Source organism: Novosphingobium guangzhouense (assembly GCF_002896965.1).
In the GTDB taxonomy this organism is placed as follows: Bacteria; Pseudomonadota; Alphaproteobacteria; order Sphingomonadales; family Sphingomonadaceae; genus Novosphingobium; species Novosphingobium guangzhouense.
The window spans coordinates 1-16720 of the sequence record NZ_LYMM01000032.1 but is presented as its reverse complement, the minus strand read 5'-3'; the positions used below and the strand labels follow the sequence as shown (position 1 = coordinate 16720).

21 protein-coding genes are annotated in these 16720 nt (G+C 67.0%); 19 read left to right on the top strand and 2 right to left on the bottom strand.

Annotation, left to right across the window (positions count from 1 at the left end; genetic code table 11):
- Positions 1-24 precede the first annotated feature (24 nt).
- Both A8V01_RS11570 and A8V01_RS11565 read right to left on the bottom strand, forming a co-directional pair.
- Entirely contained in the window at positions 25-984 is a 960-nt protein-coding gene (locus tag A8V01_RS11570; protein ID WP_103096012.1) for a TauD/TfdA dioxygenase family protein, read from the bottom strand.
- Between the two features lie 67 nt (positions 985-1051).
- The gene (locus A8V01_RS11565) at positions 1052-1690 is read right to left on the bottom strand and encodes a YqaA family protein (RefSeq protein ID WP_103096011.1); all 639 of its coding nucleotides are present in this window, start codon (positions 1688-1690) and stop codon (positions 1052-1054) included.
- A 185-nt stretch (positions 1691-1875) separates the two neighbouring features.
- Here A8V01_RS11565 and A8V01_RS11560 point away from each other — a divergent pair, with 185 nt between their 5' ends.
- The 19 genes from A8V01_RS11560 to A8V01_RS11475 all read left to right on the top strand — a co-directional run.
- The gene (locus A8V01_RS11560) at positions 1876-2385 is read left to right on the top strand and encodes a hypothetical protein (RefSeq protein ID WP_103096010.1); all 510 of its coding nucleotides are present in this window, start codon (positions 1876-1878) and stop codon (positions 2383-2385) included.
- A complete protein-coding gene (locus A8V01_RS11555) occupies positions 2378-3697 on the top strand; it encodes a DNA-packaging protein (protein ID WP_103096009.1) in 1320 nt (439 codons plus the stop codon). Before A8V01_RS11560 ends, A8V01_RS11555 begins: the two co-directional genes overlap by 8 nt.
- Before the next feature lie 55 nt (positions 3698-3752).
- Entirely contained in the window at positions 3753-4916 is a 1164-nt protein-coding gene (locus A8V01_RS11550) for a phage portal protein (RefSeq protein WP_103096008.1), read from the top strand.
- Positions 4913-5221 carry a DUF6127 family protein gene (locus tag A8V01_RS11545; RefSeq protein ID WP_103096007.1) on the top strand — a complete coding sequence of 103 codons (309 nt, stop codon included), beginning with the start codon at positions 4913-4915 and terminating at the stop codon, positions 5219-5221. The genes A8V01_RS11550 and A8V01_RS11545 overlap by 4 nt, the downstream gene beginning before the upstream one ends.
- Positions 5218-5640, top strand: coding sequence for an HK97 family phage prohead protease (locus tag A8V01_RS11540; protein WP_103096006.1), 423 nt, complete (start codon positions 5218-5220; stop codon positions 5638-5640). Before A8V01_RS11545 ends, A8V01_RS11540 begins: the two co-directional genes overlap by 4 nt.
- 52 nt (positions 5641-5692) lie before the next feature.
- Positions 5693-6832: a phage major capsid protein gene (locus tag A8V01_RS11535; protein WP_103096005.1), complete on the top strand. Its 1140-nt coding sequence runs from the start codon at positions 5693-5695 to the stop codon at positions 6830-6832.
- 121 nt (positions 6833-6953) lie between these two features.
- Positions 6954-7502 carry a head-tail connector protein gene (locus A8V01_RS11530; protein WP_103096004.1) on the top strand — a complete coding sequence of 183 codons (549 nt, stop codon included), beginning with the start codon at positions 6954-6956 and terminating at the stop codon, positions 7500-7502.
- A complete protein-coding gene (locus A8V01_RS28575; RefSeq protein WP_170065901.1) occupies positions 7499-7660 on the top strand; it encodes a hypothetical protein in 162 nt (53 codons plus the stop codon). Before A8V01_RS11530 ends, A8V01_RS28575 begins: the two co-directional genes overlap by 4 nt.
- A gap of 3 nt (positions 7661-7663) precedes the next feature.
- Entirely contained in the window at positions 7664-8053 is a 390-nt protein-coding gene (locus tag A8V01_RS11525; RefSeq protein ID WP_103096003.1) for a DUF3168 domain-containing protein, read from the top strand.
- Positions 8054-8095: 42 nt separating this feature from the next.
- Positions 8096-8503 (top strand): phage major tail protein, TP901-1 family, encoded by a 408-nt coding sequence (locus A8V01_RS11520; protein WP_103096002.1) that lies wholly within the window; start codon positions 8096-8098, stop codon positions 8501-8503.
- Positions 8500-8838, top strand: a complete 339-nt coding sequence (locus A8V01_RS11515) for a GTA-gp10 family protein (protein ID WP_103096001.1) — start codon at positions 8500-8502, stop codon at positions 8836-8838. The genes A8V01_RS11520 and A8V01_RS11515 overlap by 4 nt, the downstream gene beginning before the upstream one ends.
- Positions 8835-9035, top strand: coding sequence for a phage tail assembly chaperone (locus tag A8V01_RS11510; protein WP_103096000.1), 201 nt, complete (start codon positions 8835-8837; stop codon positions 9033-9035). The genes A8V01_RS11515 and A8V01_RS11510 overlap by 4 nt, the downstream gene beginning before the upstream one ends.
- A complete protein-coding gene (locus tag A8V01_RS11505; RefSeq protein ID WP_103095999.1) occupies positions 9028-9609 on the top strand; it encodes a tail tape measure protein in 582 nt (193 codons plus the stop codon). The genes A8V01_RS11510 and A8V01_RS11505 overlap by 8 nt, the downstream gene beginning before the upstream one ends.
- Before the next feature lie 12 nt (positions 9610-9621).
- Complete coding sequence (locus A8V01_RS11500) at positions 9622-11982, top strand: DUF2460 domain-containing protein (RefSeq protein WP_103095998.1); 2361 nt, start codon at positions 9622-9624, stop codon at positions 11980-11982.
- On the top strand, positions 11979-12800 hold the full coding sequence (locus A8V01_RS11495) for a DUF2163 domain-containing protein (RefSeq protein WP_103095997.1): 822 nt from the start codon (positions 11979-11981) through the stop codon (positions 12798-12800). The genes A8V01_RS11500 and A8V01_RS11495 overlap by 4 nt, the downstream gene beginning before the upstream one ends.
- Before the next feature lie 8 nt (positions 12801-12808).
- Positions 12809-13222: a hypothetical protein gene (locus tag A8V01_RS11490; RefSeq protein WP_245892441.1), complete on the top strand. Its 414-nt coding sequence runs from the start codon at positions 12809-12811 to the stop codon at positions 13220-13222.
- 1 nt (position 13223) lies between these two features.
- Entirely contained in the window at positions 13224-15416 is a 2193-nt protein-coding gene (locus A8V01_RS11485) for a phage tail protein (RefSeq protein ID WP_103095995.1), read from the top strand.
- Between the two features lie 23 nt (positions 15417-15439).
- Positions 15440-15898, top strand: coding sequence for a DUF2793 domain-containing protein (locus A8V01_RS11480; protein WP_103095994.1), 459 nt, complete (start codon positions 15440-15442; stop codon positions 15896-15898).
- Positions 15899-16088: 190 nt separating this feature from the next.
- On the top strand, positions 16089-16720 hold a 632-nt coding region (locus tag A8V01_RS11475; RefSeq protein WP_146037239.1), incomplete at its 3' end, for an outer membrane protein.

Below are 16720 nucleotides of genomic sequence, written 5' to 3'. Positions count from 1 at the left end.
TTGGAATGCGCCCGAGGGCGCCGCTTACGCCATCGCGTCCGCACCGACTGCCGCCGTCGGCTCGGTTTCCCAGCGGCCAAGGCCGTAGTCCCCGGCGATGGTGGTGCGATACATCAGGCGCTCTTCCTCGGGGCTATTGCCCGAAACGCAGTGGAGCATGCGCAGGTTGTCCCAGATGGCCATGTCGCTGGGCCGCCACTTGTGCTGATAGGAACAGCTTGCACCCAGCCGGTTGATCTCCTGACAGACCTCTTCCAGCAGCGTGTCGCCGTGAGGCGTCTCGTCCCCGACGATGCCTTGCGCCATGTAGGCCGATACGTGGAGCACCTTCTCGCCCGTCGGCCGGGTCCAGACGGCGGGGTGGATGGCGCGCGGCATGGCGGCGACCTGATCCGCGAAACCTGCCGGCATCGGCTTGGCCTCTACCATGCGGTAGTGCCGGGGGCGGCCGAACCTCAGGTCATCGTACTGGGTTTCCAGTCGATAGGCGATTTCGGCATCCTCGATCCGCCGGCGCAGCGCTTCGGGGAAGGCGGCGTAAAGCGCCACGCCGTCCAGAAAGCCGGTAATGCCGCCCTCTTCCACCCGCTCCACTGAACGCAGCACCCCGGCGCGGTTCAGTTCATCGTTGTAGCAATGGTCGAAGTGCCAGGGCAGCCAGTGGGATACCGTGCGCCCGTCCACTTCAACCACACCCATGCCGCGGCGGCTGCGGATCTCGATGACGCCGGGAAGCCGATTGGAATCGACGCGGCTGACGCCCTTGACCGGGTGCTCCTTCAGCGGGCCGAAGCAGCTGGAGATAGCCAGTTGCATGGCATCGGTCTGCTCGACATCCTCGAACACGATCATGCCGTGCTGCACGAACAGGGCGTCGATCTCGTCGCGCAGGGCCTTGTCCTGCAGCGCATCCAGGGTCAGCCCGCCGATGCGGATGCCGAACGGCAGGCCCTCTTGCAGAGGGCTGGTGGTGAATGACGGCACGGCCTCAAGTCTCCCGATCTGTTATCGGGAAAGAGGCTAAGCCGCGTGCCCCGCCGGGGCCAAGCGCTCAGACGGTTTTTGCCGCCACAGCCGATGCGCACTTCTCGCTGGTCTGCTTCGACCCGCCGCCGAGCATGCTGACGGCCAGGAAACCGGCAAGGATGGCGACGACGAACGCCACCGTCACTTTGCCCAGATGCTTGTCGATCACCGCCTTGATCGGCGCGCCGAACAGGCGGAACAACACACCCACGATCATGAAGCTGATGGAGCGCGAGATGATCGAGGCGCCCACGAAAACCAGCAGGTTCATGCCGATGAACCCCGCAGTAATCGTCAGCAGCTTGAACGGGATCGGCGTGGCGCCCTTCACGATGATGATCTCTGCGCCGTAATCGCGCAGGTAGCAGGCGGCTTTCGGGAAGCTTTCCGACAAGTGCAGCGCCCGCAGCAGCGCTTCCCCGAAAGCGGCATAGGCGAAGTGGCCGATGGCATAGCCCAGCAGGCCGCCCGCAACCGACGCCAGCGTGGCGATCGCGGCGTAGCGAATCGCCTTCTTCGGTTCGGCCAGACACATCAGGCCCAGCAGCGGATGCGGCGGAACGGGAAAGAAGCTTGCCTCCATGAAGGCGAATGCGGCCAGCCACCAGCCTGCATGGCGGTGCGCCGCCTTTGCCATGGTCCATTCGTAAAGGCTGCGCAGCATTCCCGTTCCCTTCTTCGATCGCGCCCTGATTACTGGCCGCGCTGCACTGCGGCAAGCATGAAGCTAAGAACCGATTTGGTTATTTTATCTTGACACCAGCGTGTCGAATAGGTACATACAGGGAACGGCGCCGGTTAGTGACCGCGCCGCCGATTCGCCCGCCCCTCCAGTGACAGGAACCCCCGATGGTCGAGCCTAAACAGGCTTCGCCCGGCGCCGAGCCGCGCCGTCCGCGAACCAGGATCAGCGCCGCCTTGATGGAAGAGGAAGAGGGTGACCTCCACAGTCACTGGCGCCGATACTTCCTTGAAGCGCTGGCCGAGACATCGAATGTCACCGCCGCTGCCGCCATTGCCCGCGCCCATCCCAGCCGCGCCTACAAGGCCCGCCGGGTTGAGCCCGACTTCGCCCGCAAGTGGCAGACCGCGCTGCTCGAAGGCTACCAGAACCTTGAACTCGAAGTGCTTCACCGCCTGCGTTTCGGCGAGCCGAAGGACGGCGCGGTCAAGTTCGACAACGCCAACGCCCTGCGCCTGCTGGGCCTGCACCGGGAAACCGTGGCACGCGAAAGAGCCATGCGCGACAACGAAGACCTTTCTGTCGTGCGCGCCGCGATCGACGCCAAGCTGGAACAGCTGCGCCGCCAGGTGATCGCCCGCCGTGCAAGCGAAGCAGGGAGCCAGGCGGATGGCTGACTACGACTGGCTGCGCGACGCAACCGCTGCCGAGATAGAAAGCCATCTGGCCATCCTCGATCCAGAAGAGCGCCGCGAATGGGCTTGGCACTGGCGGCTCTGGGCGCGGCCCGAACAGCTGCCGCCCGCCGGAGACTGGCGCGTGTGGCTGGTCATGGCCGGGCGCGGCTTCGGCAAGACCCGCTGCGGCGCGGAATGGACCGCCGCCGTGGCCGAAGCCGAACCCACCGCCCGCATCGCCCTTGTCGCCGCCAACCTTTCCGAAGCGCGCGCCGTCATGGTTGAGGGCGAAAGCGGCCTGCTCAGCATCGGTGCGCCCTGGCGGCGGCCGGTCTTCGAACCTTCGCTGCGCCGCCTGACATGGCCCAACGGGGCACAGGCGACGCTCTATTCCGCCGCCGAGGCCGAATCGCTGCGCGGCCCTCAGCACAGCCACGCCTGGTGCGATGAAGTGGCCAAGTGGGACAACGCCTCGGGCCGCGCCGTAATGGCATGGGACAACCTGATGATGGGCCTGCGCCTTGGCACCGACCCGCGTGTAGTCGCCACCACCACTCCACGCGCCATGCCGCTGGTGATGCGCCTTATCGCCGATGGCCATGCAGCGGGCGTCGTCGTCACCCAGGGCAGCACTTACGACAATGCCGCCAACCTGCCCCCGCGCTTCCTCGAAACCATGCGCGAGACTTACGGCGGCAGCCTGCTTGGCCGTCAGGAACTGGACGGAGACCTCATCGTCGACATCGAAGGCGCTCTGTGGACCCGCACCCTGCTGGAATCCTGCCGCGAGGATGCCGCGCCGGAACCGACCCGCGTGGTTGTCGCCGTCGATCCTCCCGCCTCGGCCGATGGAGATGCCTGCGGCATCGTCGTTGCCGCGCTGGCGGCAGACGGAACCGCCCATGTCCTTGCCGACGCCTCGGTCGAGAAGGCCGGGCCGGAGCGCTGGGCACGCGCGGTCGCCGCCACTGCCGAAGCCTGGAATGCCGACCGCGTCGTGGCAGAGGCGAACCAGGGCGGCGCAATGGTCGGATCGGTCCTGCGAGCAGCGCAAGTATCGCTGCCGCTACGGCTGGTCCATGCCAGCCGCGGCAAGGCCGCGCGGGCCGAGCCCGTCGCAGCGCTCTACGAAGCCGGCCGGGTCCGCCACGCCGGAACGTTCGCGGCACTGGAAGACCAGTTGTGCGGACTACTGGCGGGCGGCGGATATCAGGGACCGGGCCGCTCCCCCGATCGCGCCGATGCTCTGGTATGGGCCTTGAGCGAGCTGATGCTTGCCAAGGGTTCGGAGCCGAAGGTTCGCGTCGCCTGAAGAGCGCCCCAAGGCTTCCCTGTTCCCCAGTTTCCCCTCTTGAAAGGAACCCGAAGTGTCCTTCCTCGAATCGCTCGTCGCCGCCTTCAAGGGCGAGAGTCCCCGCGTTCCGCTGGCACGCGGCGCAGCATCGCCATGGTTCTTCAGCCAGTGCGGCGACGCCGGCAACTTTGGGGGCCGCAGCCCCTTTGAATATACCCAGGCGGCCCGCCGCGCCTATCTGGAAAACCCGGTTGCCCAGCGCGCCGTCCGGCTGGTGGCCGAAGGTATCGGCGGAGCGCCGCTCAGGCCAACCGACGCCGCGCTAAGCGCGCTCGTCACTGACACCAGCGCCGGGCAGTCGCTGCTGGAAACGCTGGCATCGCAGCTGCTGCTTCACGGCAATGCCTATGTGCAAGTCATGAAGGATGCGCGCGGCCGTCCGGTGGAGCTGTTCGCGCTGCGGCCCGAGCGCGTCTCCATCATCGCGGGTGAGGACGGCTGGCCATCTGCCTATGCCTATGACGTGGCCGGACGGCGCCTGTCGATCGCGCTGCTGGATGAGGACGCATCGCCCAACGTCATCCACATCCGCCACTTCCATCCGGCGGACGATCACTACGGCGCCGGATGCCTGTGCGCCGCCGACGAGGCGATCGCCACGCACAATGCCGCTTCGGCGTGGAACCGGCAGCTGCTGGAAAACGCCGCGCGGCCTTCCGGGGCGCTGGTCTACGAAGGCCCGGACGGCTCCTCGCTGACGGGCGACCAGTTCGACCGGCTCAAGGCCGAACTCACCGCCGCCTATACGGGGATGGCGAATGCCGGCCGGCCGATGCTGCTGGAAGGCGGGCTCAGCTGGCAGGCAATGGCGATGACCCCTGCGGACATGGACTTCGCCACCCTGAAGGCCGCCGCCGCGCGCGATATCGCGCTGGCTTTCGGCGTCCCGCCAATGCTGCTCGGCCTGCCCGGCGATGCGACCTACAACAACTATCGCGAAGCCAACCGCGCGCTCTGGCGGCTGACGCTGCTGCCGCTGGCTGCCAAGATCTTCGCTGCGCTGGGAGAGGGCCTTGCCCCGTGGTTCCCCGAGGCGACGCTGGCCATCGATCTCGACCGCGTACCCGCGCTGGCAGAGGACCGCGAACGGCTCTGGGCGCAGGTCAGTTCCGCAGACTTCCTCGATGCGGCCGAAAAGCGCGCGCTTCTGGGCCTTGATGAAGGGAACAAATCATGAACTCAAACGACATGCTGGCCGGCTTGCTCGCGCAGGCGGCGTCACAGGGGAGCGACATCGTCACCCTGCGCGCCATGGTCGAGGAAGCGAGCGAAGTGGGCGCGCGGCGTATGCTGTCCCGCATCGGCCTGGACGATGCCACCGCCCCGCAGGATGTGGGTGAACTGCGAGAACTGCTGCAGGCCTGGCGCGATGCGAAATCGAGCGCGCGGCGCACTGTCGTCGGCTGGATCATGCGCGGTGCCCTCGCCCTGCTGCTGCTGGGCCTGACGGTCCGCTGCGGCGCCACGGAGTTGCTGCGATGAGCGCTCCTGCCCCTCTCGGCCCCGCACCGGTCAGGTTCGCGGGCTACGCCGCCCTGTTCGACAAGCCCGATGCCGGGCGCGACACCATCCGCGCCGGAGCCTTCACCCGCACCCTTGCAGAGCGCAGCGATCCCCTGCCGCTGCTGTGGCAGCACCGCGCGGATTTGCGCATCGGCTGGGTCGAGACCGTGGCCGAGGACGAGCGCGGCCTGCGCGTCGTCGCCGTGATCGACAACCCGGACGGCGCGGCCGGGCTTGCCCTTCGGCGCGGATCGGTCACCGGCCTCTCGTTTGGTTACCGCGCCCGTTCCAGCCGCCGCTCCGACGCGGGGCGCGAGCTGCTCGACGTCGATCTGTTCGAGGTCAGCCTGGTCACGCACCCGATGCAGCACGGCGCCCGCGTCCATCTGATCGCCTGAGCCATCCGGCATCCATCTCCCCCCGTTTCCCACCACAGAAAGGTGCATACCCATGGAATCCACTGCTCCTGTCGAGGCAATCGACGCCTCGTTCGACCTGGTCGCGCGTCAGGATGCCACCGATGCCGCCGTCACCGCGCTGCGCAGCGACGTCGATGACGTGAAGGCCCGCCTCGACCGCGTCTCGCGCGCGGCCTCCCGGCCGCTGATCGAAGGCGCGGGCACGGCGCCGAGCATCGAGGTGAAAAGCTTCGTGCAGGGCTACCTGCGCTCCGGCCGCGAGACGGAACTGAAGTCGCTCTCGGGCGCGGTGGCGACCGACGGCGGCTATACCGTCCCGCGTGAGATCGACGCGCTGATCTCTGCCCGGCTGAAGGCCATCAGCCCGATCCGCTCGATCGCGCAGGTCGTGCAGACCAGCACGGCGGGCTATCGCAAGCTCATCACCACCGGCGGCACCGCGTCGGGCTGGGTAAGCGAAACCGCCACGCGTCCCGAAACTGCCACTCCGGTCTTCGCAGAAATCGCCCCGCCCTCGGGTGAACTCTATGCCAACCCGGCGGCAAGTCAGGCCATGCTGGACGATGCAGCCTTCGACATCCAGTCCTGGTTGGCGGACGAGATCGCGATGGAATTCGCCCGTGCAGAAGGCGCCGCCTTCGTCACCGGCACCGGCACCAACCAGCCGCGCGGCTTTCTGACCGGGACCACCAGCACCGCCGCTGACGGCGCCCGTCCGTTCGGCACCCTGCAGCACATCGTCTCGGGCAATGCGGCCGCATTCGATACCGCGCCGGAACTCAGGCTGATCGACCTTGTCCACTCGCTCAAGGCGGGCCATCGCCAGGGCGCAAGCTGGGTGATGAATTCGAAGACGCTGGCGCAGGTGCGCAAGCTCAAGGCCGCGGACGGCTCGTTCCTCTGGCAGCCGGGCCTGATGGAAGGGCAGCCCAACCGCCTGCTCGGCTATCCGGTGGTCGAGGCTGAGGACATGCCCGATATCGCCGCCGGCACGCTGCCGATCGCCTTCGGCAACTTCCGCGCCGGCTACCTGATCGCGGAACGCACCGCCACCTCGATCCTGCGCGATCCGTTCACCAACAAGCCCTTCGTCCACTTCTACGCGACCAAGCGTATCGGCGGCCAGGTGCTCGATTCGGACGCGATCAAGCTGCTCAAGATCTCGGCCTGACGCCCCACGGGTCGAGCGCCCGCGCCGCTATTCCCCCCTCGCGGCGGCGCGGGCAACTTCTTCGTCATCCCCGTGGCAACGGCCACAGGGATGACGCCCTTCCCCCCATTCGGAGACACCCATGAAGCGGGCCATCCTCACGCCGGCCGCCCTGCCGACCCCGGCGCTTGCCGAGTTGAAACAGTGGCTGGGCATCACCACCGGCGCCGATGATGCACCGCTGACCGCGCTGCTCACCGCCGCACTGGAAACCTGCGAGGCCTTTACCGGCATCCTGCCCATCGAGGCGGTGTGCGACGAACTGCTTCCCGCCTGCTCCGGCTGGCAGAAGCTGGCGACGCGCCCGGTGTTGGCCATCACCACTCTCCACGCCATCAACGCGGACGGGGCCTGCGTTGCGCTGCCCTGCTCCAGCTGGGAAGCAGACCTCGATGCCGATGGCACCGGCCGTGTACGCGCATCACTGCTCGGTACGGAAAGCTTCCTCTCGGTGCGCTTCATCGCGGGACTTGCATCCAAATGGGAAGCCCTGCCTGACGGCTTCCGCCACGGACTGATCCGCCTTGCCGCACACCAGCACCGCGGCCGTGACGACGATGCCGCAGCACCGCTGCCGCCCGCCTCTGTCGCCGCGCTGTGGCGTCCATGGCGCCGGATGCGGCTGGCATGAAGGCCGAGACCGACTTCGATGCCCTCGTCGGCAGGCTCGCCACCCGTGCGGCCACGCTTGCCACCGCCTGGGCCGCCAGCCGCCGCCGTGCTGCCCGGCAGGATGACCGTCGCTGGCGCCATGCGGGCCTGATCTGGCCGCTCTTCGCGAAAGGATAAGCCATGGAAATCGCCCTTCGCGCCGCCCTCATCGCCTGGTTGGGTGCCGATACGACACTGGCCGCACATCTCAACGCGGTGGTCGAGGAAGCCCCGTCGCGCACCAGCCTGCCCTGGCTGGCGATCGCCTCCAGCGCCAGTGCCGACTGGAGTTGCAAGACCACCCCCGGCCGCGAAGTGCGCGTCGCGCTGGAACTGCACTGCCGGGGCGATGCGCCCGATGTCGCGGCCGGGCTTGTCTCCGCCCTCGAAGCGCGGGTGGACACCCTGCCCCGCACGCAACCCGGCTTCCAGATCGCCACGATCCAGTTCCTGCGCGCCCGCGCCGAACAGCGCGCTGAAAGCCGCCGCGCGATCCTGCTCGAATACCGGTTCCGCCTGCTCACCAACTAGGCGTCCGCCCTCTGTCTCCGATCCCGACCAAGGAGTTTCACCATGCCCGCCCAGAAAGGCAGCGCCTTCCTTCTCAAGATTTCCGACGGCAGCACCCCGGCCGCCTACCAGACCGTAGCTGGCCTGCGCACCACGCAGATGTCAGTTACCGGGGACGCAGTCGTCGTCACCTCCAAGGACAGCGGCGGCTGGCGCGAACTTCTTTCTGGCGCCGGCGTGCGATCGGTCTCGGTCAGTGCGGCCGGCATTTTCCTGGGCAGCAGTGCCGAAGCGAAAGTGCGCGCCAACGCCATGGCCGGCACGCTCGACGACTACGAGCTCAGCTTCGAAGACGGCGAACGGCTGCGCGGCCAATTCCTTGTCCAACGGCTGGATTACGCGGGCGATTTCAACGGCGAGCGTAACTACACGCTGCAGCTGGAAAGCTCGGGTGTGGTCGTCCCGGCATGACCGTTCAGCACGCACAAGCCAGGCGGCCCAATACCCTTCGGGGCGAAACCGCCCTGCCGATCGTCATCGGCGCCGCCGCATACATCATGCGCCCCAGCTTCACCGCGCTGGTCGCGGCCGAAGAGGAACTTGGCCCCTTGTTCGCGCTGGTGGAGCGCGCCGGTTCGGGAAACCTGCGTCTTGCCGAAATCGCCACGCTGTTCTGGCATTGCCTGCCCGAAGCCGACCGCCCCGATCGCGAGACAGTGGGCGCGGCGATCGTGGCGCAGGGGCTTGCCGCCTGCGCCGCCCCGCTGCGCGTGCTGCTCGGCCAGATCCTGAAAGGCGCCGCATGACTTTCGCCGCCGCCTCGCTCGCCCTGTGCGGACTGGCGGCGCGTACCCTGGGGTGGCGGCCGCACGATTTCTGGGCCGCTACCCCGGCCGAACTGGCCGCCGCGCTCGGCCTGCTTTCACCCGGCGCCACATCCGGCTTCGACCGGGACGCTCTGACCAGCCTGATGGCCAAGCTGAGGGAAGACGATCATGGATGATGAAATCGACAGCCTTCTCATCGAAGTCCGCGCCGGCACCGACGGCTTTACCCGCGACATTGCCCGGATGCGCGGCGCCGTTGATGGAGACCTCGTCTCCGGCTTCACCCGCGCGGGCGACGCGCTGGAACGGGGCCTTTCCGGCGCGATCCGCAAGGGCAGCCTGGGCTTCGACGACCTGAAGCGCACCGCCGCCTCCGCCCTGGACGCCATTGCCGGACAAGCGGCGCAGACGCTTGCCTCGGCGCTCATCGGCGGCGGAACGGGCAGCGCAACCTCAGGCGGGATGGACATCGCGGGTCTGCTGACCGGCGCGCTCGGCCTGCCGGGACGCGCGACCGGGGGCAATGTCTCGCCGGGCCGCGGCTACATCGTAGGAGAACGCGGGCCGGAACTGTTCGTGCCCACCTCTGCCGGGCGAATAGAAACCGGAAGCCCGGCAGGCGGTGCAAGCGGCCGCGACGTGCGCGTGGCGATCAACCTCAACGCCCCGCGTGGTTCTTCCGCGCCCCAGTCGCTCCAGCGATCCAGCCGGCAGGTCGCCAGCGCGGTGCGCCGCGCCCTTTCGAACTGAGGAGAACCGGCCATGGCTTTCTGGTTAGCCGGCAAGCGCACCGGTCAGGCAAGCGACTGGATCACACGCTTCGATCCTCGCTTCTGGACCGTGAACTTCCCTCGCCCGATGGTGGCGACGGTGGTTTCGACCGCCCCCGATGCGCTGCGCGTCGAAGCATCCTTCCTACGCCGGGCCGACCTTGGCGGCCTGATCTGGGACAGTGTAGATACGCTCGACCACCCGCTGCTCGCCTATGACACCAATCGGGACTACGCGCATACCTCGCTGCGTTTCCGGTGGCGTTCCGGCGGCCTGATCCCGCTTGATGCGATTAACGGCCCGACGCTGACGATCGAAGGGCAGGATGATGCCGGCGCGCCGCGTACCTGGTACGTGCGCCTCTGGAACTATGCGCAGGGTACCGCGGAGGATGCCGTGATCACGCTGGACTTCTCGGCGCTCGACGGCGGCTTCTCGCTCCCCGCCGACGCCGACCGCGTAGATCCCCGCGCCATCGAGCGCATGTTCATCACGTTCGCCCCACCCGGTTACGACGAAGCCAGCGTAGAGCCCCTTCCGCATGAGGCCGAAGGCTGGTTCGAGATGAGCGGGATCGTCACTGACGGCGCGGGTGCGATGGTGCGGATCGGCGATGTCGCGATGCCGGCCAACGGCCTTGCCATCGCCACCGGCTACGACGATCAGGGCGTGCAGACCCCCGCCCGCCTGATCCGCTGCGCACGACGCCTCGGCTATCGGGGCTCGGTGGTCCACTATCTGGGCATGAGCCACTACTTCCGACTGGGGCGGGTCGGAGAGGCATTTCTGGCCGGGCAGCCGGGCGATCCGCTCAACGGCCCCACCCGCAGCTGGCACCGCGCGTTCTTCTCCGAATGCATCGCGGCGGGCCTCAGCCCCATGGCCTCGCTGTCCTACGAACTGCTCGACCAGCATTGTCCCGAAGCATGGAAGCAGCGCGACTTCGACGGCAATCCGGCGCTGACCGGCTGGGATCCGCCTTCGACGCTGCTCTCGCCCACGCATCCGCAGGCGATGGAGTGGCTGCAGGCCGTCGCCTGCGCCTTTGCCACCATGCTGGCCGATACCGGTGCGCCCGTCCGCTTCCAGGTCGGCGAACCGTGGTGGTGGACTTTCGGTGATGGACGCATCTGCCTTTACGATGCGGCATCACGCGCCGCATTTGGCGGCGCGCCCACCGCCATCCGGGACATGCGCGCGCCGTTGACCGCTGAACAGACCGACCTGCTCGATCACGCGGGCGCGTTGCTGGCGCAATCGACCGCCGACCTTGTGGCCGCCGTCCGCGCCGCAGTCTCTCCCGCGCCGGTAGAGGCGCTGGCCCTGGTCTTCACGCCGACGCTGCTGGCGCCGGACATGCCCGAACTCAAGCGCGCCAACCTGCCACTGGGATGGGCCGCCCCGGCGTTCGACCGGCTGCAGGTGGAAGACTACGACTGGCTCACCGCCGGGGCGGACGGCAACCGCCGGAAGGCTCACGCCGAAGTCGACGCGCGCCTTGGCTACCCCCCGCACGAGCAGGACTACCTTGCCGGCTTCGTGCTGCGGGCGGACCAGCGCGACCAATGGCGCCACATCGACGCCGGGATCGACGAGGCCATGGCCCGCTCACCACACGAAGTCGTCGTCTGGGCGCTGCCGCAGGTCGTGCGCGACGGATACGTCCGCCTGCCCCCTTCACCCTCATCGTCATCATCACCCACGCCAGGAACCGACCCCATGCAGGCCTTCGACGACGTGCTCTATCCGCTCGCCCTTGGCCGCGACGCGACCGTGGTGCCCGAATTCTCAACCAGCGTATCGGTCACCGCATCCGGTTTCGAACGACGCAATTCGCTATGGTCCGACGCGCGCCTGCGCTTCGATGTCGGCCCCGGCGTGCGGTCGGAGGCGGAACTGGGCACCCTCATCGCCTTCTTCCGCGCCCGTCGCGGCCCGGCACGCGGATTTCGCCTGCGCGACCCAAGCGATTTCAGCTCGAACGGCATGATCGGTGCGCCGGCCCCTTTCGACCAGGAGATCGCCGTTGGTGACGGGTTGAAAGCCGACTTCCCGCTGCTGAAACGCTATGGAGATGGCGATTCCGCACAGGTCCGCCGCATAACACGGCCCGACTTCGCAACGATCCTGGTATCCATCGATGGCGCCCTGCAAGTCGGCAACTGGGCGCTGGCGCCCGGCGGCGTGATCGCCTTTGACGAGGCACCAGCCGCAGGCGCGCGAGTGTGCGCGGGCTTCCTGTTCGACGTGCCCGTCCGCTTCGCCGAAGACAGCCTGCAGGTATCCGGCGCCGCCTTTGCTGCGGGCGAGGCCCCCAGCGTGCCCGTCGTCGAAATCCGGGAGGCATCATGACCCGCACCTGGTTCGCACAGGATCTGGAAGCCGTCGCCACCTTCTGGCGCATCCTGCGCACGGACGGGGTGACGCTGGGTTTCACCTCGCATGATCGCGACTTGTGGTTCGACGGCGTGCTTCACCGCGCATCACCGGGTATGGTGCCCAGCGCCATCCGCAAGAGCGCGGGGTTCGAGCCCGACAGCGCCGAAGTGCGCGGCTCGCTGACTCATGAGGCGATCAGCAGCGTCGACCTTGCGACTGGCCGATTCGACGGCGCGCAAGTTCGCATCGGCCTTATCGACTGGGAAACGCTGGAGCGCGAAATGCTCTACGCAGGCATCATCGGCACCGTCAGTGAGGACGATGGCGCATTTTCCGCCGAACTCGTCTCGCGAAAGGCAGAACTGTGGCGCGATGCCACCCCACGCACCAGCCCTGCCTGCCGCGCTGATTTCTGCGCTCCGGGCTGTAATCTCAACCCTCAGAAGTTCTCCAGCGAAGTGCGCCTTCGCAGCATTGACACTCTCGCCAATACCGCACTTTTCGACGGCACGCCCGATGCGACAGAGCATGCAGGCGGCTCGCTGCGCTGGCTCGACGGGCCGCAGGCGGGCATTGCGATGGGGGTCATGGGTGGCACGAATACCGGCCTTATCCTCGACGTCCCGCTCTCCGAAGCACTTGAACCCGGCACCCGCGCCCTGCTGCGTCAGGGGTGCGACCATACGCTGGACACGTGCGCCCAGAGGTTCGGCAACGCCGTCAATTTCCGTGGCGAGCCTTTCCTTCCGGGCAACGACATGCTCACCCGCTATCCGGGGCCTTCACAATGACCGCGCCGATGACAGGCGCAGACCTCGCAGCCGCCGCGCTTGGCCTTCTCGGCACCCCGTTCCGCCTCCACGGCCGCGAGCCGGGCATCGCGCTGGATTGCGTGGGTGTGATCGAGGCGGCTTTTGTGCGTGCTGGGCGAGCAGTACACCTCGCAAACGGCTATCCACTGCGCAACCGTGCTGTGCCTGATGACTGGCTCGATCCCGCGCGGCTGGGGATGGAAGTCGTAGACGATGCCCTGGCCCCGGGCGACCTGCTGATGGTTCGCCCATCGCCATGCCAGTTGCATCTGGCTCTCGTCGTCTGCCCGGCCTCAGTCGTCCACGCCCACGCCGGGCTGCGCCGCGTAGTTCGCGGGACCTTGCCGCCCGAATGGCCGCGCCTGCGCCATTGGCGGATCATCTCCAACCCAGGGAACTGATATGGCGACGCTTGTTTTCGGAAGCATCGGCACGATGCTCGGCGGTCCGCTTGGCGGGACGATAGGCTCGATGATCGGCAGCCAGTTCGACACGGCCCTGTTCGGCTCGTCCAGCCGCGAAGGGCCACGCCTCAAGGAACTGGCGGTTACGACCTCGAGCTACGGACAATTGCTACCCCGCCATTTCGGTCGGATGCGCACGGCGGGCTCGGTCATCTGGGCCTCCGACCTTGTAGAACGCAGCGAAGTGCAGGGAAGCGGCAAGGGCGGCCCTTCTGTCACCACTTACAGCTATTCGGCCAACTTCGCGGTTGCCCTTTCCAGCAGGCCGATCCGCGCGCTTGGCCGGATCTGGGCGGACGGGCAACTTCTGCGCGGCGCAGACGGTGTCCTGAAGGCCGCCGGAACGTTGCGCATTCATACCGGCGAAGGGGATCAGGCGGCTGACCCGCTTCTTGCCTCGGCAGAGGGCGTCGAACGCTGCCCCGCCTATCGCGGCGTCGCCTATGTGGTTTTCGAAGACTTGGATCTTTCAGGCTTCTACAACCGCATCCCTTCACTCACTTTCGAAGTCATCGCGGACGACGATTTCGCGCTGCACGACGTCATCGGCGCGACGCTCGAAGACGTGGATGGCGCTGTAAAGCTTCCCGAGGTCGTCGGATACAGCAGCGAAGGCGCACCCGCCGCCGACCTGCAAACCTTCGCCCAGATCATGCCACTGGAAGTGGATGCCGCCGGAGAGGATCTCGTCATTGCCCGCGACCGTCGCCAGACTGCCGCGATTTCGCTTTCCGAGCCGGCCGTGGCGACGGCGGACGACGACTTCGGCTCCTTGACCGGCTTCACCCGCCACCGCGCGGCCCCGCTCGACAATTCGCCCTCGATACTGCGCTACTACGATGTCGAGCGCGACTACCAGGCCAGCCTTCAGCGCGCCACCGGTCGCAGCCTCGCGGGAGAGCCCGCTGCCATTGATCTGCCAGCCGCGCTTACCGCCTCCGCCGCGCGCAGCATGATCGAACGCACATCACGCCGGATCGATTGGACGCGCGACCGGATTTCATGGCGTACCAGCGAACTCCACCCGCATATCGCCCCCGGAGCGCTCGTCACGCTCCCCGGCATCGACGGTCAGTGGCGTATCCGTGAATGGGAATGGCGTGAGGGCGGTATCGAACTCGCGCTTGAACGGGCGCTTCCCGTGGGGGCTACCACCCCGCCAGCGCTTGGCTCGTCCCCTGGGCGGGTCAATCTCCCCGCCGATCTCCCCCCCGGACAGACCGCGCTGACTGCATTCGAACTGCCGTTCGATGCTGCGGACGGTTCTCCCGATGCGGCCCGCGCCGTCGCGGCGGTCTCATCGGCAAGCGCCGGCTGGGGCGGTGCAGCGCTTTACGCTGACCGGGGAGACGGCGCGCTCTCCCCGCTCGGCCCCAGCGGACGTGCGCGCGCAGTGATGGGATCCGCGCTGTCGATACTACCGCCCGCAAACCCGCTGCTGCTCGACCGCGGCTCTCAGCTGGAAGTCCAGCTTGTCGATCCGACCATGCAACTGCCCAGTATCGATATGCGCCGCCTTGCCGCAGGTATGAACCTCGCCCTTGTCGGAGAGGAACTGGTTCAATTCCTGCACGCAACCCCGCTCGGACAGGGGCGGTGGCGTCTTGACGGCCTCCTGCGCGGGCGCGGCGGCACTGAAGGCGCCGTCGCCGGCCATGCGAATGCCGAAGCTTTCGTGCTGCTGGGGACGAGTCTTGTAGCGCTCGACACGGGCTTGCTCGGATCCGGCTCCGACCGGCGCGTACTGGCGTTCGGGCGAGGCGATTCGGAGGCAGCGCTTTCGCCGGTCCATCTTGGCGGAATCGCGTTGCGCCCTTTGGCACCAGTCCATGCCCGCCGCACCCTCGCCGCCGATGGCTCATGGATACTTTCATGGACGCGCAGGGCGCGCGGTGGATGGTCCTGGCAGGACGGCATAGACGTACCCCTGGTGGAGCAGGCCGAACGCTACATCGTCACGCTTGGTGAAATTGACGCCCCGCTGGGGACCTGGACTACCGACACACCGCAACTGGGTATTGATGCTGCCGCGCTTGCGCCCCTCGCCCACCATGCCGGTGCAAGGTTCCAGGTGCGCCAGCTCGGCACACACGCGCTTTCTGCTCCCCTGCTGCTTGCCGTTCTTCCCTGAATGAAATCGATGGAGCTTTCGACATGCCCGATCCCGTGACGTTTGCTGACACCAGCCCCCGTTTCGCCCTGCCTCTGCTTCACGCCGGACAAGCCCAGAAGGAGATTTTCGTCAACGAAGGTGTGTTGCTGACTGATGCATTGATGCACTGCATGATCATCGGCGAAGCGATAGCACCACCGCAGAACTACGCAGAAAACGACGCTTGGCTAGTCGCGCCGGAAGCCACCGGCGCATGGGCCGGGCGCGATGGCGCCGTCGCCCTATACCGCGCTGGCGGCTGGATCTTCATTCCTCCCCGCGACGGCATGCGTGTGTTCGACGCTTCAAGCGGATCGGAAATGCTATTTTTCGGTTTCTGGAGAAAAGCTTCGCTCCCCGGGGAACTACTTGGAGGGACGATTGTTGATGGGGAGGCTCGGACCGCGATCAAAGATCTGGTCTCGGCTCTCCAAGCCTTGGGTATTCTGCCCTTGGCATAACGGGTGCAATGGAAACAGGGGCTTCAGGGGTGTGGCAAAATCTGGATAACGATGGCGCAACAGCCTCCCAAGCCCCCGCAAACGCGACATATTTGCAACAGCCGCGTTTAATGTGCGCTTGCACACGTAAAGCCAAGGGGTTAGACACTCTCGCACTCGGTGGCTCCAAATCTCTTAGTAGGGGAAACGTATGAGGAAACTCGTCCTTGGACTGGCGCTGGCTTCGACCGCCTTCGCCACTCCCGCGCTGGCGCGCGACAAGTCGTGGTATCTTGAACTCGACTTCGGCGGCATGATCGTCGAAGACGCTGACACCGTCGTTGACGGCGAAACTACCACTTTCGACTTCAACAAGGGCTTCGACGGTGGTGCGACGCTCGGTTACGACTTCGGCCCGTTCCGTCTCGAAACCGAAGCCAGCTACCGCCAGGCTTCGATCAAGAACTCGGGCGGCGCTGACGCCAGCAACCTGTCGTTCATGGTCAACGGCCTTCTGGACTTCGGTCCGGACGACGGCCTTCAGGGCTTCGTCGGCGGTGGTGCCGGTGTGGCTCGCGTCCACGCCGACGTGATCGACGATTCGGACACCGGCTTCGCATGGCAGGCAATCGCGGGCATCCGTGCTCCGATCAGCTCGCACTGGGATGTGGGTCTGAAGTATCGCTTCATGAACGTGTCGAACGTCGACCTCGTCGGCCCGGCTGGCGAAAACATCAGCACCCGCTGGCGTTCGCACTCGCTGCTCGGCACCCTGGCGTACAACTTCGGCGAACCGGCTGCTCCGCCGCCGCCCCCGCCGCCGCCGCCCCCGCCGCCGCCGCC